Origin of the sequence: Providencia alcalifaciens DSM 30120 (assembly GCF_000173415.1) — a bacterium.
Lineage (GTDB): Bacteria > Pseudomonadota > Gammaproteobacteria > Enterobacterales > Enterobacteriaceae > Providencia > Providencia alcalifaciens.
Genome location: NZ_ABXW01000017.1, coordinates 18,717 through 40,857, shown reverse-complemented (window position 1 = coordinate 40,857; position 22,141 = coordinate 18,717). Strand labels below are relative to the sequence as shown.

Sequence of the window (22,141 nt, the reverse complement as noted above, 5' to 3'; positions counted from 1 at the left end):
TAATTTTAATAAAGGTGCTACCATGAACAGTAAATTAAGCCATCAGGTGATAAAAAAAGTACGCATAGATAAAAGTAACCCCCATGCGATACTCGATTTAACCTCTAAAGGCCTTATCATTATAGAAAAAGGGTCTATTTTGTTAGAAACCCCAGCAGCAAATGAAAGCTTGCATGAAGGGGACATTTTATATCATAAACAAGGCTCGTATTCTTTTAAGACCGAAAATAACACGTTAGATGGTGAATTTTTATGGATCTCATTGGATGATAAATTTTTACGTGAATACTTATCTCAATACGGTTCTCAGCTAAGCGAGATTGAGCGCACTGAAAACTCAGCTAATGACATTATCAAATTTACAATAAGTCCATTAATCAAAGAGTTAAAGAATAGCTTGGAGTCTTTTATTCAGACTCAGTATCCGGAGATGATCCTTAAGCTGAGAATCAATGAGTTACTTTTATTGTTATCTTACAGTGAGCAAGGAGCGGCATTGTTGTCTAATTTTCGACAACTCAGTAACCGTCAAGCTGAACGCTTACAAACCTTCATGGAAAATAATTATTTAAAAGAATGGAAACTCAATGAGTTTGCTCGAACCTTCGGTATGGGATTAACCACGTTCAAAGAGCTATTTCACACGGTCTACGCAACATCACCACGTTCTTGGATCAGCGAAAAACGTATTATGTATGCGCATCAGTTATTAATAAATACCTCGATGAGTATTGTGGAAGTTTCAATGGAAGCCGGATTTTCAAGTCAGTCTTACTTTACGCAAAGCTACCATAAGCGCTTTGGTTATACCCCTAGCAGGTCGCGTAAAGCCGCCTAAGCACTTCCCTCACGTTATATGCCCTGTCAGTATAGGATTAATGTCTTAGCTACACTGACAGAAAGGCAACCTCATTATCAATCACACCGCTTAAAATAAAAAAGAGCCTACTATCTCTAGTAAGCCCCTTCACATTAGTTAAATGTACCAATCAACTAGTTTGCTTGAATGACTTTTAAATCAATAATTGACATTGAATTTGGTGGCACTTCACCAGGAATCCCCTCAGGGCCATAACCACCTTCAGGTTCAATATAAATTTTAACCATTCCCCCAACACCCACTTTTTCGACAAAAGAGTTCATTGGTGGAGGCAATTGATTATAAGGCAATACCATCGGATTTTTTTCCGTGTGCATGACAGTCACTTTGCCATCTGTTAGTTGCTCACGCATGATCAGCGTGATTTTTTTATCTTGCACATCTGTAATTGGCGTACCTTTTTGTAAAACTTTATAGTAAGTGAAATTATCTAACTTACTGTATTTCTGTTGTTTTATATCTTCTAAAATCTTTTGATTGCGCTTCGCATTTTCTTTAGCAATCGTCGTATTATCTGCCGGTGGAATTTGAATAATATTTGGAGCCTTACCTGCTACGTTTTTTTATTCGCCCTTAAAGCATCATTCTCTTCACGTAACTGAGTGACACGCTGATTAAGATCTCTAATCTGCAACTTTAATCCATCGTCGGTTGAAAATGCTTTCAGTGATGCCAGCTCATCTTTTGCTTTTTTCAGATTTTCTTGAACGCTCGCCAGCTCCTGTCTAGATTGGCTATCCGCCGCTGTTTTTTCATCCAGCTGCTTTTTAAGCTGAAGTAATTCCTGATCTTTTTTAGCAACATTCTCTGCCGTAAATTTTTCAGCTTCTAACTTCAGCACATTCAGTTGCTTATTAACATCTAACAATTTCTGCTCAAGATCTGATTGCTGTTGATTGCGACTCGCAATGTCTTTCTCAAGCTTAGCAATTTGAATTTCTTTTTCTTTTGCTTGTGAGGCTAACAACGCATTTTGAGATTCTAACTGTTGTTTATCAGATAGCTGGGCTTTCAACGAATTTTGGACATTTTTATTTTCTAAATCTAATTTCGTTAACGTCTCTTCTCTCGCTTTGAGTAACGTAATTTGTTGATTTAACTCAGTAGTGAGTTCTTTCACTTGCTGATCAGTCGCCTTTCCAGCAAGCTCAGTCTGTTTCTCTAATTCTGTACGCAGTTTTTGCACTTCAGCATTAGCTTGCGCCAGTTGTTTTTTGGCCTCTGCATAACCTTGCTCATTTGTTGCTAATTGAGCTTGTAACTGAGCATACTGATTTTGGCTATCAGTAAGCTGCTTAGCTATTTTTTCATGGGCATTTTGCTGAGTAAGCTGTTGTTTTTTCGCATTAGCAAGCTCAACTTCTAATGCATTTTTTTGGACCAATTGAGCCGTTTGTTCAGCTAAAACAACTTGAATTTTTTCATTTTGTTTTGATTTTTCAGCAAGTTGCTGATTTTGTTGCTCAAGCTGTTTAACTGCATCCTGCTGCTGTTTCAGCGCTGATTGGACATCATTTTTCTGCGATTGAACTTGTTTGAGTTCATCTTCACGCTGCTTCAGTAATGTTTCTTGCGTTAATAAATTGGCGCTCAACGTTTTCAATTGCTCATCCGTATTACCGGACGATTGCAATTGCTGTTTGGCGTCAGATTGCAGTTTCGCAATCTCTGCCGTTAACTGATCAATACGTTGGTGAGCATCAGTAACTTGCTTATCTTTGTCAGTGAGCTGCTGCTTCATTTGCTCAGCAAGTTGCTGATTTTGTTGCTCGAGCTGTTTAATCGCATCCTGCTGCTGTTTCAGCGCTGATTGGCATCATTTTTCTGCGATTGAACTTGTTTGAGTTCATCTTCGCGCTGCTTCAGTAATGTTTCTTGCGTTAATAAATTGGCGCTCAACGTTTTCAATTGTTCATCCGTATTACCGGACGATTCCAATTGCTGTTTAGCGTCAGATTGCAGTTTCGCAATCTCTGCCGTTAACTGATCAATACGTTGGTGAGCATCAGTAACTTGCTTATCTTTGTCGGTGAGTTGTTTTTTCGTATTCGCAACATTAACCAAACCATCATTAAGTTGTTTTTCCAACTTTTTGATGGTTTCTAAAGACTGATCATTCTGTTTGGCGAGCGCTTCCAAACTGGCTTGTTTTTCAGCAACAGCCCCCTTCGATTTCGTTAACTCATTGTTAAGTTCATCGATAACAACTTTATTATCAACCGACTTCACAACATTTTGTAACTGATCAATTTTCAGCTTGTTGGCTGTAATTTCTTCGCTAAGTTGATTAATCGTAGATTGTTTTTCAGCAATAATACGATTTAGCTCAGCAATACTTTTATTGTAGTTGGTAAGCTTATTGACTAGCTGACCATCCGTTAAAAGCTTATTGTACGCAATTAACTCACCCACACCTTGCGCAATGCCAAGGCGATAAAGGCTTTTTAATTGTTGCTGCTCAATTAAGTTTGCCAACTGAGCTAAATAGGCAGCATTATCTGCCCCTGCTTTCTTCGTGAAATCAGAAGAATACAGACCAAGAGGATCAATAATAACTTGGTATTTGGCAAAATCTTTCGCCAAATACTTAGGGTTCCATTGATTACTTTGCAGTAAGTATGAAGATGTCGGCTGGTAAGATGAAGGCTCAGTTGGTAACACACAAACCTCTGTAACAGGAGGAGTCACCGGCTCTGTTACTTGTGGTTGTGTTTTAGGCTCGACCTGCGTTTGTACCGTGGCGGTTACTGGCGCTGTAGTGTTTTGAGAATGAGACACCGTCACCGTATTCGATACGTGCTGAGTGGCCTTTTTCTCTTTAGTATTCCTTGCATTAACCGTCTTGACTTGGCGGTTTTCTTTCGGCAGTGGAACTGGCGAAAGTGTGGATAAAACATCATAACCCTGGGCTTGTGATTTAACACTCAGTGGCACTTCGATAGGACGTGGCTTTGGCTTTTGACCTTCATTTTCAGATTGAAGGTAAGTATCAAAGTCATCGATGACATTGTTAAAACGATCCGCATAGGATGCCGATGAAAAACATGTCGAGAAGAGTGCCAGAGAGACACAAAGCCTTAGGTTAAGTCTCATAATCCATTAATTTTCTGCAAAGTTGATTCCGTTGACAGCACTGCGTTGTAACGCACCTTAGCACAAAGTACTTTTGTTTTAGACTCAATTGCCATTTGCAATAGTTCAATCGTATCTGGGCTAGCAGTTGCTTCGATTTGCTTATACAACTGATTGATTTCACTCACTTCCTTAAATGAACCAACCAGACGATTGTAATTTTCTGGTGATAATGTTTTCAATGAACTGAGTTCTTTAATACAGGTATTAAGTGGAGCAACGCCCGATTGCTCAGCACTATTTGGCGAGCGATCTAAAGCATTATTTAAAACATTTTGTGATTCAGGGTAAGAATTATCGACCTTACCGCTTTGTGAACTTTTCGTTGATGCTGTAGCTAGTTGAGAATCAGCTGATGCCGTATTTTGCGCGTTTGGACCAGAAACACAGCCAGAAAGTAAAACTGTGGTTACCGCAAGCAAAGATGCGACATAAAATTTATTTTTTAAAAACATATATTTACCTTACCAGTACTTTTCTTCGCTATTATTATGATGTCCTAGAAACCTAGTGTAAGCTAAAAACTTCTTATTTTCTATATAGTCGAATAGAGAAATAGAGTCTTCTCATAAATATAATGCATTTTTATTTTTCACTAATATAATTCCACGCTGCGGTGTCGTTATTTTAACGACAATAATACTCATCGCTACTCTAAATAAGATATCCTGTATTCCTATTTATTGGTTGTTTATCTCCATTTATTAACACCAAAAACACATCTCATTAGTAATAACTTAAAATGAGTAATGCCTATTTACTTTATCTATCCAGTTATCTACACGTGTTTTATCAAGTAAACCTAATTAGCAATGTCATATCAAAATCAATCAATTACAATCAAGTAGATTTACTCATTAAAAGACTTAAATTCTCTTAATCTGAAAAACAAAAAAGTGCTAACGCTCACCTTGATGATAAAAATAAGTATTAATGAAACAATACTCTACATTTATTAAAACCAGCGAAGAATAGCAGTTATCTTAAAAGATACAGGCATTCAATTAACGCACAACGTGATATAACTCAGCTTTTATTTGCTATAAAAGAAAAATACGACAAATTAATTGTAAGTTCACATAGGTTAATTAAATAGAACGGTGACAACGTATTGAGAGGTTCATGCCCAGCAATTTACTGGGCATGAAAAGCAAAATTTAAGCTTTGCTAGGACGTAATGCAGGGAATAAGATTACATCGCGGATAGTATGGCTATTGGTAAATAACATGACCATACGGTCAATACCAATACCTAAACCTGCTGTTGGCGGTAAACCGTGCTCTAATGCGGTGACGTAGTCTTCATCATAGAACATCGCTTCATCATCGCCTTCATCTTTCTGGCGAACTTGCTCAGCAAAGCGCTCAGCTTGGTCTTCCGCATCATTTAACTCAGAGAAACCATTACCGATTTCACGACCACCGATGAAGAATTCAAAACGATCTGTAATGAACGGATTTTCATCGTTACGGCGAGCTAATGGTGAAACTTCAGCTGGATATTCAGTAATAAATGTTGGCTGAATTAAGTGGCTTTCCGCAACTTCCTCGAAAATTTCACACTGAATACGACCTAAGCCCCAGCTCTTCTCAATCTTAATGCCAAGAGACTGAGCAATCGCAACCGCTTTGTCCATGTCATCCAAATCCGCAACATTGGTTTCTGGACGGTATTTGCAGATAGCTTCTTTCATCGTCATTTTGGTAAATGGCTTACCAAAATCAAATTCTTGCTCACCATACTTCACAACCGTATTCCCTAACACTTTCTGCGTTAAGATACGGAATAAGTCTTCAGTCAGAACGATTAAGTCACGGTAATCCGCATACGCCATGTACAGTTCCATCATTGTGAATTCTGGGTTATGGCGTGGAGATAAACCTTCATTACGGAAGTTACGGTTAATTTCGAACACACGTTCAAAACCACCCACAACTAAACGCTTCAGATACAGTTCTGGCGCAATACGCAGATACATATCGATATCTAACGCATTATGGTGTGTGACGAATGGACGCGCAGAAGCCCCACCAGGGATGACTTGCATCATTGGAGTTTCAACTTCCATAAAGCCATGATCGACCATGAAATTACGAACTTCCGCTAAAATCTTAGAACGGATGATGAAAGTGTTACGAGATTCATCGTTAGCAATTAAATCAAGGTAACGTTGACGATAACGTGTTTCTTGGTCTGATAAACCGTGGAACTTGTCTGGTAATGGACGCAGAGCTTTGGTTAACAAGCGAACTTCATGACAATGAACAGTCAATTCGCCCGTTTTAGTTTTAAATAAACGACCCTTAGCACCCAGAATGTCACCTAAGTCCCATTTTTTGAACTGCTCGTTATAAATACCTTCTGGCAGATCATCGCGGGAAACGTAAATCTGAATACGACCACCAACATCTTGCAATGTTGCGAATGATGCTTTACCCATGATACGGCGAGTCATCATACGACCCGCGATAGTCACTTCAACATTCAGATCTTCTAACTCTTCTGCTGTTTTTTCACCAAATTCAGCGTGAAGCTTATCGGACACATTTTCACGGCGGAAATCATTTGGGAACGGAATACCCTGTTCGCGTAACGCAACCAGTTTTTCTTTACGGGCTTTGAGTTCGTTATTTAAATCGGGAGCGTGTTCTGCACCCTGTTGCTCTTGAGACATTTTTTCCTCACAGGCCAGCTTTTAAACTAGCTTCAATGAATTTATCCAAATCACCATCCAGCACGGCTTGCGTGTTACGCGTTTCCACACCAGTACGTAAATCTTTAATTCGCGCATCATCAAGGACGTAAGAACGAATTTGGCTTCCCCAGCCAATGTCCGATTTATTCTCTTCCATCGCTTGCTTATCTGCGTTCTTCTTCTGCATTTCCAGTTCGTACAACTTCGCTTTTAACTGGCGCATGGCTTGATCTTTATTTTTATGTTGCGAACGGTCGTTTTGACACTGAGTCACTATGTTGGTCGGTATATGGGTAATACGCACCGCTGACTCAGTTTTGTTAACGTGCTGACCACCAGCTCCAGAGGCGCGGTATACGTCGATACGCAAATCAGCAGGGTTAATTTCGATATCAATATCATCATCAACTTCAGGATAGATAAACGCTGAGCTAAATGAGGTATGACGACGGCCGCCAGAATCAAATGGGCTCTTACGAACCAAACGGTGAACACCCGTTTCTGTTCTTAACCAACCATAGGCATAGTCTCCGATGATTTTAATTGTCGCAGATTTTAAACCTGCCACATCACCATCGGACTCTTCAATAATTTCTGTTTTGAAGCCTTTTGACTCGGCCCAACGCAAGTACATACGCATGAGCATACTTGCCCAATCTTGCGCTTCAGTACCACCAGAACCTGCTTGTAAGTCAATGTAGCAGTCAGCACTATCATACTCGCCGGAAAACATACGACGGAATTCCAGTTGTTCTAACTTGCCTTGCAGTGCGTCTAACTCGGCACCCGCTTCGTTGAACGTTTCTTCGTCATCAGCTTCTACCGCTAATTCCAATAAACCTTCTACGTCTTCGATACCTTGGGTCAGTTGGTCAATAGTCTCAACAATTGCCTCAAGGGAAGAGCGTTCTTTACCAAGCGCTTGAGCTCGTTCTGGTTCATTCCAGACATCCGGTTGCTCAAGTTCTGCGTTCACTTCTTCTAAGCGTTCTTTCTTGGCATCATAGTCAAAGATACCCCCTCAGAACCATTGTCCGTTCAGACAGGTCCTGAATCTTGCTTTTTACTGGGTTTATTTCAAACGTCATTTTCACTATCTTATAGTTGATCAATAAAGATAAATATTTCCATTCACGAACCGTTTAGTATAACGGAATTCCTGTCAGGTTTATAGGGCATCACTCCCCTATTTCTGTACGAATTGTATCGTCAGTTTAATCCGGCCAAATATGCTCAATCATCAATTGCACATTTTTATTGCCGCGAAATTCGTTTACATCCAGCTTAAATGCGATTTTAGCTTTTTTCACACTGTTGTCTGGCCATCGGCGAACATCAATATTAAACATGATACCATCGAGCATGGGTCCACCATTAACGGGCTCCAACATCAATTTCAAATGTTTTTCACCCACTAACTTTTGTTGTAATAACTGGAAATGTCCATCAAATACCGGTTCAGGGAAAGCCTGTCCCCAAGGACCACTTTCACGCAGTAATTCTGCTGTTTCTAATGACAGCTGATTACGCAATAGCTCACCGTCACTCCAGATCACACCCGATAACAGTTCAGGCTGAATAAGCTCCCCCATTAACGTCTCAAAGTGGTATTTGAAGGCGTCAAATTTACTCTCTTCAAGAGACAAGCCAGCCGCCATGGCATGTCCACCAAACTTTTGCATTAACCCTGGTTGCAGCGTGTTCAAACGTTCAAGCGCATCACGCATATGTACACCTTGAACCGAGCGACCAGAGCCTTTTAATAACCCATCACCGGCGGGTGCAAAAGCGATGACAGGACGGTGAAACTGCTCTTTAATTCGCGATGCTAAAATCCCAACAACCCCTTGATGCCATTCAGGATGGTACAAAGCTAGCCCATTGGGTAATTGATTGTCGCTATATTCGATTTTATTAAATAACACCAAAGCTTCTTGCTGCATGCCTGCTTCGATTTCTCGACGAGTTTGGTTCAAACCATCAAGCTCATTAGCTAGCTCACGCGCATGTGCCATATCATCCGTGAGTAGCAATTCAATACTCACCGACATATCATCGAGCCGTCCAGCCGCATTTAACCGAGGACCTAATGCAAAGCCAAAATCGTTCGCGACAAGACGAGACGCATCTCGCTTGGATACCTCAATTAACGCTTTGATTCCCGCGCAGCAACGTCCTGCTCTTACGCGATTTAACCCTTGATGCACTAAAATACGGTTATTGGTATCTAATGGCACCACATCAGCGACCGTGCCAAGTGCAACTAAATCGAGATATTCCGCTAAATTAGGTTCACTGATCCCTTGCTTTTCAAACCATTGCTGTTGGCGTAAGTGCGCCCTTAATGCTGACATTAAATAAAACGTAACCCCAACACCCGCCAATGATTTTGATGCGAATTGGCAGTCACTCAGGTTTGGATTGATGATAGCATCAGCTGTTGGTAGGATTTCACCCGGCAAATGGTGATCTGTAATAATCACCTTCATCCCATATTGATGAGCAGCATCGACCCCATCATGAGAAGAAATACCGTTATCTACGGTAATAATCAGGTCAGTTCCCTGCTTATAGGCTTCATCCACCACTAGCGGCGTCAAACCATAACCATTTTCAAAACGGTTAGGAACGATATAATTTAAATTCACATACCCCATGGCTTTCAGTGCACGAATAGCCAATGCAGTGCTGGTTGCGCCATCAGCATCAAAATCCCCTACAATGGTAATTTTTTGATGCTCCACCAGTGCGACATAGAGCAGCGTTAATGCATTCTCAACCCCTGATAATGAGCGATAATCGAGTAAATTAGAGGCTTTTCGCTCTAATTGGGCGATATCAGTGATCCCTCGAGAGGCATAAATACGCTGCAAAAGCTCAGGAATATTGGGTAATGCGGCAGCATCACCCGTTAATTCTCTTTGACGTAAAAAAGTTTCAACATTCACAATAATGATTATTTCTGTTCAAGTAATTGGAGTAATTCATCCGGTTTTAAAAAGCCAGGTAGCACTTGTCCGCTTGGCAAAATAATCGCTGGCGTGCCTGTTACTTTAAATAATTGACCTAATTTTAAATGATTACCTAAATCAATTTTACAGTCATCAATCATGGCAACCTCATCACCTTTAAATGCTTTCGTTAACGCATCTTGAGGTAAACCATTGCACCAAATGGATGCCATTTGTTTCGCCGTATCACTCTTCAGTCCTTGGCGTGGGAATGCTAAATAACGAACGGTAACTCCTTTACTGTTTAACTCGCCTACGGTTTCATGTAACTTTTTGCAGTAGCCACAACTGATGTCCGTAAAGACGGTCACCACATATTTTTCATTAGGCGCTTTGAAAATGATCATTTCATTTTTTAGCGCTTCTACCTTCTTCAATAATGGTTGGTTACTGATATTTACAGGGACTTTGCCACTCAGATCATAAATAGGACCTTGCAATAAATATTTACCATCATCAGTCACATAGATAACGCCGTTATCCGTTTCTACCGTATTTAAACCCACAATTGGGGAAGGCTTAATAGACTCTACTTGCATATTATAATGTGCAAGTTTTTCAATAATCAGCTTCTCTTCTGTTGCTGCATAAACAGATGCCGTTAATGACGCGATGCAGGCGCCTAAAACAAGTAATTTGCGTTTCATATTTATCCTTTTCACCCATCACCCTCGAGGATGATGCTGCTCATGTAAAGCACGTAGTCGCTCAGTGGCAACATGTGTGTAAATTTGGGTTGTTGATAGGTCACTATGACCTAATAGCATCTGTACGACGCGTAAGTCTGCGCCGTGATTCAATAAATGGGTTGCGAATGCATGCCTTAATACATGAGGCGATAATGCTTCCCCATCAATATTTGCCAAAACGGCGTAATATTTTATTCGGTGCCAAAATGTCTGGCGGGTCATCTTTGTACCGCGTTTACTTGGAAAAAGCACGTCGCTGGTCTTTCCATTCAATAAGTCAGGGCGCCCTTCTGCAATGTATTTTTCCAGCCAATAAATCGCCTCTTCTCCCAGAGGGATCAAACGCTCTTTGTCACCTTTCCCCACAACACGCACAACCCCTTGCCGTAAACTGATATCCGAGAAGGTCAATCCCGTCAGCTCAGAGACGCGTAAGCCACAGGCATATAACACTTCTAACATCGCTTTGTCTCGTAATTCGAGCGAGTCCTCAGTTGCAGGCGCATTGAGTAAATCTTCGACTTGTTTTTCACTCAAATCTTTTGGCAATCGTTGCGGAATTTTAGGTGCTGCAATTACCGCTGAAGGGTCATCTGACCTAATTTTTTCACGATAAAAATATTGAAATAGCCTGCGTATCGAACTTAACAAACGCGCCGAACTTGCAGCTTTATATCCACCGTCAATACGCTCTGCTAGAAAAGATTGCAAATCAATAGATTGAACGGTTTCTAAATGTAGCTGCTGCTTATCCAGCCACCGATCTAATGATTGGAGGTCATTACGATAAGATGCCAAGGTGTTTTCAGCAAGATCTTGCTCCAACCAAATTGTATCAAGAAACTGTTCAATTAATGGATTTAGTTGTTTACTTTCCACGCTAGATCCTATGCCTCTTTATTATTACCATGCAATCTATTATGCCTGATTGTAGCACCATCTGTTACAATACGTCCCTCGTGATAAAAACCAGCGCTGGATATAGTAAGAATATATATGAAAATAGGTCTTTTTTACGGCTCAAGTACCTGCTACACCGAAATGGTTGCGGAGAAAATACGCGACATCCTAGGTGATGATTTCATCACGCTCCATAACGTCAACGATACACCGCCAGAATTAATGGAGCAGTACGATGTTCTTATTTTGGGAATTCCTACGTGGGATTTTGGTGAAATTCAGGAAGACTGGCTGGAAATTTGGGAGGCGCTTCCCAAACTTAACCTTGTCGACAAAATGGTCGCCATGTATGGCATGGGTGACCAAGTTGACTATAGCGAATGGTTTTTAGATGCATTAGGTATGCTCTATCACCAACTAAAACCGACTGGCGCACAATTTATTGGTTTTTGGTCTACTGAAGGTTATGAATTTGAAAGCCCCAAACCACTGACTGAAGACGGTAAAATGTTTGTTGGTCTCGCACTCGATGATGTGAACCAATTTGAACAAACGGACGAGAGAATCGCCCAATGGTGTGAGCAGATCCTACAAGAAATTGAAGCTGCTCTTTAGAGATGAAGCGCAATAAACTGCAATATCAAATGTCGGGATATTGCAGTAATAATTGATTGAGGTTACGCCAATTTTCTTCGGACACTGAATCTTTCGCCACCCACAAACGCAGCTTCTGTGGCTTTCCTTGCAGTGCCTTAAGCGTCAATAAAATACCACAACGGCTACACCATGGTGCTTTGATTATTTCCCACTCATTCTTTTTCCATTGAAGCTTATTGCCATTCACCAGTACAGCAACGCCTTTCACTTTGCTAATGTTCTTTTGACTTTTTGCCCAGCTCGCCACTAAGATAACCAATAATGGAAGCCAAATCATCGAGTTACCAGGTTCCCATGGTGCAACAAGCAAAATGATACCCGCCCCCACATGGAGGCTGGTTGAAAAAAGCTGGGTTTTCCATGAAATGGAAAGATTAGATTTCCACAGGACCACGATTTTTATTTCTTTCTTGAATGAGTTTAATCATAGAGAATAGCTCTTCATCCTCCGGACGCCCGTGATTCATCAACCAATTGAACAAATCTGGATCTGGGCACTCGAGTAGACGCACAAAAATACGTTTATCGTGATCTGTCAGTTCGTCATATTCATATTCAAAAAATGGCATGATAGAAATATCAAGCTCACGCATGCCTCTTCTGCATGCCCAATGAATTCGCGCCTTGTTATTGATATCGATTTGACTTTGCCCGCTAGGCATTCCATTATCCATTTCACTACGACCTTTTGTTGCAGTTGACTGATAAGATTGATTATTTTAAATACTCTATCAGATAATCTGTCAATAAAACATGCCACACTCTACATAGTTCACATTTTAGGTTGTAAAATACCGTTTTTCTACAAACTATTTACCCGCTTATGCTGAATAATAGGCTAATGAAACTTTAGTACCGTTTTAGGCTTGCAATGTGACCTAGCTATTTTACCATTAAGCACCATTATCAGATAAAGAACAACAGGTGAAATCATGACTTCTCATGTAGACAACACACTTCAGTTTCCCCTCAATTCTCAGTCTTTACCCCTTGTATTGATTTCACTGGAAAACTGGGAACTTATTCATCTTCACGGTGCCGACGCAGAAAAATATCTGCAAGGGCAAGTCACCGCGGATATTAGTACGCTTGAACATGCCCACACACTGACCGCACATTGTGACCCAAAAGGCAAAATGTGGAGTGACCTACGCCTATTCCATCATTTAGATGGTTTTTCCTATATTGAAAGACGCAGTGTCGCCGATGCCCAACTTGCAGAACTAAAAAAATATGCCGTTTTTTCTAAAGTCACTTTTGAGAAAAAACCCGAACTGAAATTACTGGGTATCGCCGGACAAGGCGCAAGAGAAGCACTAGCAGCTATTTTTGCCACATTGCCGGATCACCAAAATCAAGTGGTTGTTGATGGCAATAGCACCCTTCTGCATTTTGACCTCCCAGCAGAACGCTTCTTAATCATTACAGATGAGCCCATCGCACAAAAGATAACAGACACATTAAATGCACCACAGGTTTCTGACCAACAATGGTTAGCGCTTGATATTGAGGCCGGTCTCGCTGTTATTGACCAAGAGAATAGCGCTCAACATTTACCACAAGCAGCAAACTTACAGGTTATCCCTCACGGTATTAGCTTTAAAAAAGGCTGCTACACAGGCCAAGAAATGGTGGCTCGTGCCAAGTTCCGTGGTGCTAACAAACGAGCGATGTATTGGCTTACAGGTACAGGCTCCGCGCTCCCAACCATCGGCGAGGGTGTTGAATGGCAACTCGGTGAAAACTGGCGTCGTACAGGCACTGTTCTCGCGGCAGTACGTTTAGGTAATGGTGATCTTAGCATCCAAATCATCATGAATAATGACATGGAAGCCGATAGCGTATTTCGTGTTATGGGAGATGAGCACAGTCGCCTAACAATTAGCCCACTCCCTTATTCTTTAGAAGAAGATAAATAATTGAGGTTTTTATGTCATCTGCAACAGGTACTAAGCCACAGAATATTTTGAATTTTGGGGCTTTTACCGAAGTCATCCAATTTTTAATGGAGCTCGATAAACTGAAAAGTGTTTATCGAAAAAATAAATTATTAAACCGTGAAAGACACGAAAACACCGCAGAACATAGCTGGCAATTTGCGGTTGCAGCAATGGCATTCGCACCTTATGTACCGGGCGTTAATCTGGAACGTGCCATTAAACTCGCCTTAGTACATGATATTGTTGAAATTGATGCTGGTGATGTCTTAGTCTTTGATAATGCTGCTCGTGATGCCATTCATGATGAAGAAGTCAAAGCGGCTAACCGCCTATTTAACCTACTACCAAGCCCACAAAATGCGGAATTTTTAGCCTTGTGGAATGAGTATGATGCTGTTGAAACCTTGGAATCGAAATATGCCAATGCCATTGACAGAGCGATGCCAATGTTATTGAACTTGCATAATCAAGGTCAAAGCTGGGTTGAAAATCATATTCGCCATGAGCAGGTCGTCAGTAAGTGTGACTATATTCAAGAGATACTGCCTGAGTTTTGGTTGCAACTTGAACAGCAATTAGAACAGGCACACCAAAAAGGATGGCTGCTGTAGTTATAAAAACAGGCTACAGAAAAGGCAATCCCATAAAAAACGCCAGATCTTCATCTGGCGTTTTCATATTCAACACTGAGTAAATTAATTACATATACTCTTCAATAGGTACGCACGAACAATGTAAATGACGGTCCCCGTAAACATCATCAAGACGTTTCACCGCTGGCCAATATTTGTTCACTCGAGTTGCGTGAGATGGGAATACCGCCAATTCACGACTATAAGTATGCGCCCACTCTTCCGCTAATTCAGTTTGAACGTGCGGAGCGTTCACTAACGGGTTATCTTCCAACGTCCATTTACCTTGAACCACTTGGTCTATTTCATCACGAATAGCCAACATCGCATCGATAAAGCGATCAATTTCGACGATGCTTTCTGATTCAGTTGGTTCAATCATCAAGGTTCCCGCGACAGGGAATGACATGGTTGGCGCATGGAAACCGTAGTCAATCAAACGCTTCGCAATATCTAACTCACTGATACCTGTATCTTTCTTGATAGGACGTAGATCAACGATACATTCGTGAGCCACATAGCCTTCTTGCCCTGTGTATAGAATGTCATAGCGAGTGGCTAAGCGTTTCGCGATGTAGTTAGCATTTAAAATAGCCACTTGGCTAGCTTTTCTAAGCCCGTGCGAGCCCATCATACGGATATACATCCAGCTAATAGGTAGAATAGAAGCGCTACCAAATGGTGCAGCAGAAACCGCGCCTTGCTCAGTCAACATTTCTTGCGTGACCACCGAGTGCCCAGGAACAAACGGTGCTAAGTGTTTTTTCACACCAATAGGTCCCATACCTGGTCCGCCGCCACCATGAGGAATGCAGAAGGTTTTATGTAAATTCAAGTGAGACACATCCGCACCAATAAAGCCAGGTGTTGTTAGACCTACTTGTGCGTTCATGTTCGCACCATCTAAATAAACTTGCCCACCATATTGATGAATAATTTCACACACTTCACGGATACTCTCTTCATAAACCCCGTGAGTAGATGGGTAGGTCACCATGACACAAGAAAGAGCTGTGCTGTGTTCCTTCGCTTTTTCACGGAGGTCAACAAGATCAATATTACCTTCATCATCACAACGCACAACCACGACTTCCATGCCTGCCATATGTGCAGATGCAGGGTTAGTTCCGTGTGCCGATGCGGGGATCAAACAGATATTACGCGCGCCTTCATTGCGGCTTTCATGGTAACGACGAATCGCTAACAGCCCCGCGTATTCACCTTGTGCCCCTGAGTTTGGCTGCATGCAAACGGCGTCATAACCCGTTAATTGCACTAACCAGTGAGAAAGCTGCTCAATCATTTGGTGATAACCTTGCGCTTGCTCTGGTGGGCAGAACGGGTGTAATTCACCAAATTCAGGCCATGTGATAGGGATCATCTCCGCAGAAGCGTTCAGTTTCATCGTACATGAACCTAATGGGATCATCGCTTGATTCAGCGCTAAATCCTTACGTTCTAAGCTATGCATGTAGCGCATCATTTCCGTTTCACTATGATAACGATGGAAATTTGGATGGGCTAAGATAACATCATCACGCAACATCGCGGCTGGAATAGAACTTGTGCCTTCTGAAACGAGCTTGTCTAATGCTTCAAAATCCAATTTTTTATCCATGCCAGTGATCACGAAGAACAACTCGTTCAGGTCATGACGTGAAGTGACTTCGCTAAATGTCACGCCCACCGCACCATGAATATCTGTGCGCAAGTTGACTTGTGCTTTTTCTGCGCGCGCTAATACTGCGGCTTTATCTGCGACTTCAATCGCGAGAGTATCGAACCACGTTTTATGACGAAGAGTAATACCCGCCTCTGTAAGCGCTTTGGCAAAAATAGAGCTAAAGCGGTGAATACGCTCAGCAATCAGTTTTAAACCTTCAGGACCATGATACACCGCGTACATTGCTGCAATGTTAGCGAGTAAAACTTGAGAGGTACAAATGTTAGAGTTCGCTTTTTCGCGGCGAATATGTTGCTCACGAGTTTGCATTGCCATGCGTAATGCTGTATGTCCTGCCGCATCACGGGAGACCCCGATAATACGTCCCGGCATCGCGCGTTTAAATTCATCTTTGCAGGCAAAAAATGCGGCATGAGGACCACCATAGCCCATTGGTACACCAAAACGTTGAGCGGAGCCAAAGACAATATCCGCACCTTGTTTTGCTGGTGCTGTCAGTAAAACGAGTGCCATCATATCCGCAGCCACACAACTGACGATATTTTTCTCTTTCAGCTTAGCAAACAGTTCACTGTAATCATGAATGTTCCCTGTGGTACCAACTTGTTGTAGCAATACACCAAATACCCCTTCATGCTCCAGTGCTTTTTCTGCACTATCCACAATCACTTCAAAACCGAAAGTACCCGCGCGAGTACGCACAACATCAAGTGTTTGAGGATGGATATCATCTGCAACGAAAAAACGCTCTGCGTTTTTCAACTTACTAATACGTTTTGCCATCGCCATGGCTTCAGCCGCCGCAGTCGCTTCATCCAATAAGGACGCTGAAGCGAGATCTAAGCCCGTCAAATCGATAGTGAGTTGCTGAAAATTCAGCAGGGATTCAAGACGCCCTTGAGAAACCTCAGGTTGATACGGCGTATAGGCCGTGTACCAGCCGGGATTTTCTAACAAATTACGCAAGATAACAGGGGGAAGTACTGCAGGGGCATAGCCCATACCGATGTAACTTTTATAGCGTTTATTAAGAGATGCGATGCCTTTTAGCTCGGCCAATGCCTCTTGTTCTGTAGCACCACCACCCACTCTTGGTGGTTCCGGTAGTAAGATTGCTTTTGGGACAATTTTGTCCATTAAATTATCGAGAGAGGTCGCACCAACAGTACCTAACATGGTTTTTATTTGTTGTTCTGATGATCCAATGTGGCGCGAGATAAATTCTGAACGGTTTTCTAGTTGACTCAGTGACATCGACATATCTGTGTTCCCATCCTTTTTGCCGTGCGTAGCGTAGGTTATAAGACTCTAGCGATGATAAGACCTATTTATAAACTGCGAGGTAAGTGGGCCAGTTCAAACTAACCTTTATAAAAACAATATTTTTAAATACGTTGCGCTGTAGCGAACTATCAGGCTACAGCGCAAAGTACGATGCAATAAATTACTCTTCCGCGGCGATCATGCTCAGATAACCCTGAGCATCAATCAGGTCAGCTAACTGTGAGTCATCAGTCATCTTAATGCGGAAAATCCAACCTTCTTGATAAGGTGATTCGTTGACTAATTCTGGAGAATCACTTAATGCATCATTTACTGCGATAATTTCACCGCTAATAGGTGCATAAATATCAGATGCCGCCTTAACAGATTCAACAACTGCACAGTCATCCCCTGCACTCACGACATCACCTACGTTAGGTAAGTCGACAAAAACCATATCGCCTAAAGTTTCTTGCGCATGTTCAGTGATACCCACAGTAAACTCACCGTTGCCTTCATCACGTAACCATTCGTGTTCACGGGTATATCTTAACTCTTTAGGTGCATTGCTCATTTCTAGCCTCTCTTCTGATTCTGAGAATATGTTTTTTGAGAATAAAACTAAATATTGTGTTGCATTAGAAAATATCTAATTATACTAATGCCTTACCTTCACGTACGAACCCCGGCTTAACCACTTCAACCGGCATTTCACGATGGCGAATTTCAACGATGGCCTGATTTTTAATCCCATTCGGTACACGCGCTAATGCGATACTGAAACCCAACGTTGGAGAAAATGAACCGCTAGTGATCACTCCCTCATGCAATTTACCCGATTCGTCGGTAAAGCGCACAACCTGTTCAGCACGTAAAATGCCTTTTTCACGCATGACAATACCAACCAGTTTGTCTGAACCTTGAGCACGTTGCTTTTCCAATGCTTCACGACCGATAAAGTTCCGATCTTGCGGTTCCCAAGCAATTGTCCATCCCATATTGGCTGCCAATGGAGAAATAGACTCGTCCATATCTTGCCCATATAAATTCATACCTGCTTCAAGGCGTAACGTATCACGAGCACCCAAGCCAGCTGGATGCACACCCGCTTTAAGCAGCTTGCGCCAAAACTCTACAACTTGCTGCTTTGGCATTGCGATTTCATAGCCTTTCTCACCGGTATAACCTGTTGTTGCAATAAACAGATCGCCAGTTTGTACACCATAGAAAGGCTTCATATCTTTAATTGCAGCACGCTGCTCTTCAGTCAGTAAAGAGTGAACTTTATCTTGTGCCTTTGGACCTTGAACGGCTAATAACGCGAGATCATCGCGTACAGTGATTGCAACAGCATACTCTTTAGCATGCTGTTCAATCCATGCAATGTCTTTGTCTCGTGTCGCAGAGTTAACCACCAAACGATAGAAATCATCGTCAAGGTAATAAACAATCAAATCATCAATCACACCACCGGATGCATTCAGCATACCGGTATACAGTGCGCGGCCTTTGATCGTGAGTTTGGCAATATCATTGGCGAGAAGATAACGGAGAAAATCGCGGCAGCCTTCACCATGTAAATCAACAATGGTCATGTGGGAAACATCAAACATTCCTGCATCGGTTCGGACAATATTATGTTCGTTGATTTGCGAACCATAGTGCAGTGGCATCATCCACCCGTGGAAATCCACCATTTTTGCACCGCAGGCTATATGCTCATCATATAGAGTTGTTTGCTTTACCATGAATACCCTCTTTACATTACTGTGTCTGATGGGGTGATTGCGTGATGACGGTATAAATTTTTTCTGTAAACCCCGTTTCATCAAAACGCAAATCATCGAATTTGATTCAAAATCGCTAACATTCGAAATTGGATGCTATAAAAAAAAATAGGGTGACGTACTCACTGTATTACTGATTGCGCGGTTATATTGCCAGCGCTTTTTGTTAAATAATTGAGAACGATCACTCAATCCCTTCATATTTGGCTTATTGGTGAGCAAAATATCATCAAAACTGAGATTCCCATCGAAATAAGGCTCTAACAGCGTCTAATTGTTAAATTAGAAAAACTAATCCGAAATAAGGGATAAATTAGTTTTTCTCAGCCATTGGAAAGTATCAACGAGGTGGGGAGATAGTGATTACAAATAAAAAAACGGAACGCGTTAAACTCAGCGTTCCGTCTATAAGAGAAAAATAAAATCAATTACTGACTATCAATAGGGAGTTGTTTTAACCATTTAGGCATATCCGATAAGCCCATTGCATGGTTCAGCAATTGTGGTTTTATTCCGGGTAGGCTATCCGCTAATACTAAGCCAATATCACGTAACAATTTTTTCGCAGGGTTATTGCCATCGAATAACTCACGGAACCCTTGCATACCCGCTAACATCAATGCGGCACTATGTTTACGACTGCGCTCATAGTCACGTAAATAGAAATATTGACCAAAATCCTTACCTTCTCGATGCAACCTTCTGATTTCACCGATCAGCATAGCAACGTCCATAAAACCAAGATTAACACCCTGACCTGCCAATGGATGAATGGTATGAGCAGCATCCCCCAGAAGTGCAAGACGCTGAGCCGCAAACTGGCGTGCATAACGCCCAGTTAATGGAATAGTCACACGATCGCTTTCAAGCTGGCATAACCCTAAATTAGCATCAAATGCAACGGTTAACTCTTTCTCAAACTCGAGCTTGTCTAAATCTTGGCGACGCGCCGCGGCTAAGTTTGGTTGGGACCACACAATCGAGCATAAATGCGGGTCGCTCAATGGTAAGAATGCGAGGATACCTTCCCCATTAAAGGCTTGGCGAGCAATCCCTTCGTGTGGACGTTCCGTTCTAATTGTGGCAACTAACGCAGTATGTTCATAATCCCAGAATGTCAGTGGGATATCCGCATGACTACGTAACCATGAATTCGCCCCATCGGCACCGACAACTAATCGAGCTGTCAGCATATTTTCGTCATCTAACGTGATGAAAACCTCATTTTCGCCCCAAACAACTTTCTTAATGGTCGCTGGCGCTAATAATGTCACATCACGCAATTGGCTGGCTTTTTGCCACAGCGCATCACGTACCACATTATTTTCAACAATATGACCTAAGTGCGAAAGGTTTTGGTCTTTTGCAGAAAAAGCGATACGCCCAAAACTATGGTTATCCCACACTTCCATACCATTATAGGCAGACGCTCTCATTCCTTTAATGGCTGACCACACATCTAAGTGAGCCAATAATTTTTCACTCGCTGCATTAATTGCTGATACGCGCAGCGCATGGGGCTCACTGGCAGAAAATGGCACTTTAGGCGGATGGTTTTCTACCACTGCCACACGTAAACCACTGCCTTCGAGTCCACATGCCAATGCCAGCCCAACCATGCCACCACCAGCGATAACCACATCGAACGATTGCATATTATAATTCCTCTTAATTTTGTGGTTATTTATGTGCGACCCAGCCAAGGGTTTGGCGGGCTAAAACATCACGAATAGGCGGTAACATTTCCATCGCCATCAGTCCCAAATTGCGCCCAACGATCAGGGGAAAGCAACGATTAGCAAATAACCGAACCAGACCATCCGTCATGGCAACCGTTTTTTCTCTGTCAGCTAATCGGGATTGTTGGTACTGATTTAGCAATGAATAATGACCAATATCTTGCTGATTAGCATGAGCATTCACCACTAATTCAGCTAATTGCATTACATCACGGATCCCAAGATTGAAACCTTGCCCCGCGATTGGGTGTAGCGTCTGAGCTGCATTTCCCACCAGTGCAACACGATGACTCACTGAATTAACCGCTTTTCTTAATACTAACGGGTAACAGTTGCGTTTACCGGCTTGGGTGATTTCACCTAAACGCCAACCAAATGCTTGCTGCAATTTGCGAATAAACGTTTCGTCGTCCCATGAATTAATAGCATCAGCATGCTCTTGATGATGGCACCACACTAGCGAGCTGCGCCCTTCTGACATAGGCAATAACGCTAAAGGACCAAATTCAGTAAAGCGTTCGAAAGCACGTCCTGCGGGGTCAATTGCTGTTTTGACGTTCGCGATAATCGCCACTTGCCCATAATCATCCTGCTGCCATTGCATGTTACAAGCTTGTCCAATCGCAGAGCGACTTCCATCGGCCGCCACTAAAAGATGACCCGTAATTTGTTCGCCACTTGCTAACGTGACCGTCACATTATCCACGGTACGCTCTACATGCTCTACTTTTGCAGGACAATAGAGTTTGACTCCTGGGGCCTTACGCAACAGGGTAAATAAACGGGCGCCAGCTTCATGCAATTCAATCACATTACCTAGCTCGGTAATCTGGTGATCTTCGGCATGAATATTAACAAAACCGGCATGACCTCTATCAGACACATGAACGTGATTAATCGGAGTCACACAGTCAGCAAAAGCAGACCAAACACCTATCGATGACAAGTACTGACAGGTGCCGTGGGATAATGCAATCGCTCGAGCATCAAAGCCTGGATGCTGACCTTCCGGTCGAGAGGCTTCAATGAGTGATACCGAAACGCGTCCTTGACTGAGTGACGAAATCGCCAGAGCCAATGTGGCGCCAGCCATCCCTCCCCCAACAATAATCACATTCATAGATTATTAAT

General features: G+C 42.2%; 20 protein-coding genes. 4 read left to right on the top strand and 16 right to left on the bottom strand.

Translation table 11 applies throughout. The annotated features are described in order from the left end of the window. The first annotated feature begins 22 nt into the window (after positions 1-22). The gene (locus tag PROVALCAL_RS05110) at positions 23-838 is read left to right on the top strand and encodes a helix-turn-helix transcriptional regulator (protein ID WP_006658059.1); all 816 of its coding nucleotides are present in this window, start codon (positions 23-25) and stop codon (positions 836-838) included. Between the two features lie 155 nt (positions 839-993). On the opposite strand, the gene PROVALCAL_RS19960 is transcribed toward PROVALCAL_RS05110, so the two are convergent. The 9 genes from PROVALCAL_RS19960 to xerD all read right to left on the bottom strand — a co-directional run bounded on the left by PROVALCAL_RS19960 (position 994) and on the right by xerD (position 11,287). After that, entirely contained in the window at positions 994-1,260 is a 267-nt protein-coding gene (locus PROVALCAL_RS19960) for an FKBP-type peptidyl-prolyl cis-trans isomerase (RefSeq protein ID WP_006658058.1), read from the bottom strand. Between the two features lie 173 nt (positions 1,261-1,433). Next, the gene (locus tag PROVALCAL_RS19535) at positions 1,434-2,621 is read right to left on the bottom strand and encodes a coiled-coil domain-containing protein (RefSeq protein WP_006658057.1); all 1,188 of its coding nucleotides are present in this window, start codon (positions 2,619-2,621) and stop codon (positions 1,434-1,436) included. A gap of 59 nt (positions 2,622-2,680) precedes the next feature. Beyond that, positions 2,681-3,973: a hypothetical protein gene (locus PROVALCAL_RS05100; protein WP_006658056.1), complete on the bottom strand. Its 1,293-nt coding sequence runs from the start codon at positions 3,971-3,973 to the stop codon at positions 2,681-2,683. Then, a complete protein-coding gene (locus PROVALCAL_RS05095; RefSeq protein ID WP_006658055.1) occupies positions 3,970-4,467 on the bottom strand; it encodes a hypothetical protein in 498 nt (165 codons plus the stop codon). Before PROVALCAL_RS05095 ends, PROVALCAL_RS05100 begins: the two co-directional genes overlap by 4 nt. A 702-nt stretch (positions 4,468-5,169) precedes the next feature. Then, positions 5,170-6,687: a lysine--tRNA ligase gene (gene lysS, locus PROVALCAL_RS05090; protein ID WP_006658054.1), complete on the bottom strand. Its 1,518-nt coding sequence runs from the start codon at positions 6,685-6,687 to the stop codon at positions 5,170-5,172. A gap of 7 nt (positions 6,688-6,694) precedes the next feature. After that, positions 6,695-7,796 (bottom strand): peptide chain release factor 2 gene (gene prfB, locus PROVALCAL_RS05085; protein WP_096759634.1). Its coding sequence is split into 2 segments (ribosomal slippage): positions 6,695-7,717 and positions 7,719-7,796, totalling 1,101 coding nucleotides; the frame shifts between segments, so codons are not numbered across the junction. A 126-nt stretch (positions 7,797-7,922) separates the two neighbouring features. After that, a complete protein-coding gene (gene recJ, locus PROVALCAL_RS05080) occupies positions 7,923-9,656 on the bottom strand; it encodes a single-stranded-DNA-specific exonuclease RecJ (RefSeq protein WP_006658052.1) in 1,734 nt (577 codons plus the stop codon). An 8-nt stretch (positions 9,657-9,664) separates the two neighbouring features. Beyond that, positions 9,665-10,366, bottom strand: a complete 702-nt coding sequence (dsbC, locus tag PROVALCAL_RS05075) for a bifunctional protein-disulfide isomerase/oxidoreductase DsbC (protein ID WP_006658051.1) — start codon at positions 10,364-10,366, stop codon at positions 9,665-9,667. Positions 10,367-10,384: 18 nt separating this feature from the next. Further along, positions 10,385-11,287 carry a site-specific tyrosine recombinase XerD gene (xerD, locus tag PROVALCAL_RS05070; protein WP_006658050.1) on the bottom strand — a complete coding sequence of 301 codons (903 nt, stop codon included), beginning with the start codon at positions 11,285-11,287 and terminating at the stop codon, positions 10,385-10,387. 117 nt (positions 11,288-11,404) lie between these two features. Between xerD and fldB the strand changes: the two genes are divergently transcribed. Continuing rightward, positions 11,405-11,923, top strand: coding sequence for a flavodoxin FldB (gene fldB / locus PROVALCAL_RS05065; protein WP_006658049.1), 519 nt, complete (start codon positions 11,405-11,407; stop codon positions 11,921-11,923). Positions 11,924-11,948: 25 nt separating this feature from the next. On the opposite strand, the gene PROVALCAL_RS05060 is transcribed toward fldB, so the two are convergent. Both PROVALCAL_RS05060 and sdhE read right to left on the bottom strand, forming a co-directional pair. Then, entirely contained in the window at positions 11,949-12,359 is a 411-nt protein-coding gene (locus tag PROVALCAL_RS05060; protein WP_006661186.1) for a protein YgfX, read from the bottom strand. Continuing rightward, entirely contained in the window at positions 12,340-12,606 is a 267-nt protein-coding gene (gene sdhE / locus PROVALCAL_RS05055; protein WP_036964213.1) for an FAD assembly factor SdhE, read from the bottom strand. Before sdhE ends, PROVALCAL_RS05060 begins: the two co-directional genes overlap by 20 nt. A 291-nt stretch (positions 12,607-12,897) precedes the next feature. Between sdhE and ygfZ the strand changes: the two genes are divergently transcribed. Both ygfZ and PROVALCAL_RS05045 read left to right on the top strand, forming a co-directional pair. Continuing rightward, on the top strand, positions 12,898-13,884 hold the full coding sequence (gene ygfZ, locus PROVALCAL_RS05050; RefSeq protein ID WP_006658046.1) for a tRNA-modifying protein YgfZ: 987 nt from the start codon (positions 12,898-12,900) through the stop codon (positions 13,882-13,884). 11 nt (positions 13,885-13,895) lie between these two features. Then, on the top strand, positions 13,896-14,516 hold the full coding sequence (locus tag PROVALCAL_RS05045) for an HD domain-containing protein (RefSeq protein ID WP_006658045.1): 621 nt from the start codon (positions 13,896-13,898) through the stop codon (positions 14,514-14,516). 88 nt (positions 14,517-14,604) lie between these two features. Here PROVALCAL_RS05045 and gcvP read toward each other — a convergent pair whose 3' ends face one another. The 5 genes from gcvP to ubiH form a co-directional block, all read right to left on the bottom strand. After that, positions 14,605-17,481: an aminomethyl-transferring glycine dehydrogenase gene (gcvP, locus tag PROVALCAL_RS05040; RefSeq protein ID WP_039861639.1), complete on the bottom strand. Its 2,877-nt coding sequence runs from the start codon at positions 17,479-17,481 to the stop codon at positions 14,605-14,607. Between the two features lie 184 nt (positions 17,482-17,665). Continuing rightward, complete coding sequence (gcvH, locus tag PROVALCAL_RS05035) at positions 17,666-18,058, bottom strand: glycine cleavage system protein GcvH (protein WP_006658043.1); 393 nt, start codon at positions 18,056-18,058, stop codon at positions 17,666-17,668. A 79-nt stretch (positions 18,059-18,137) separates the two neighbouring features. Beyond that, positions 18,138-19,232 carry a glycine cleavage system aminomethyltransferase GcvT gene (gene gcvT / locus PROVALCAL_RS05030; RefSeq protein WP_039861637.1) on the bottom strand — a complete coding sequence of 365 codons (1,095 nt, stop codon included), beginning with the start codon at positions 19,230-19,232 and terminating at the stop codon, positions 18,138-18,140. A gap of 467 nt (positions 19,233-19,699) precedes the next feature. Continuing rightward, on the bottom strand, positions 19,700-20,926 hold the full coding sequence (gene ubiI / locus PROVALCAL_RS05025; protein WP_006658041.1) for an FAD-dependent 2-octaprenylphenol hydroxylase: 1,227 nt from the start codon (positions 20,924-20,926) through the stop codon (positions 19,700-19,702). A 25-nt stretch (positions 20,927-20,951) separates the two neighbouring features. After that, positions 20,952-22,130: a 2-octaprenyl-6-methoxyphenyl hydroxylase gene (gene ubiH / locus PROVALCAL_RS05020; protein ID WP_006658040.1), complete on the bottom strand. Its 1,179-nt coding sequence runs from the start codon at positions 22,128-22,130 to the stop codon at positions 20,952-20,954. Positions 22,131-22,141 lie beyond the last annotated feature (11 nt).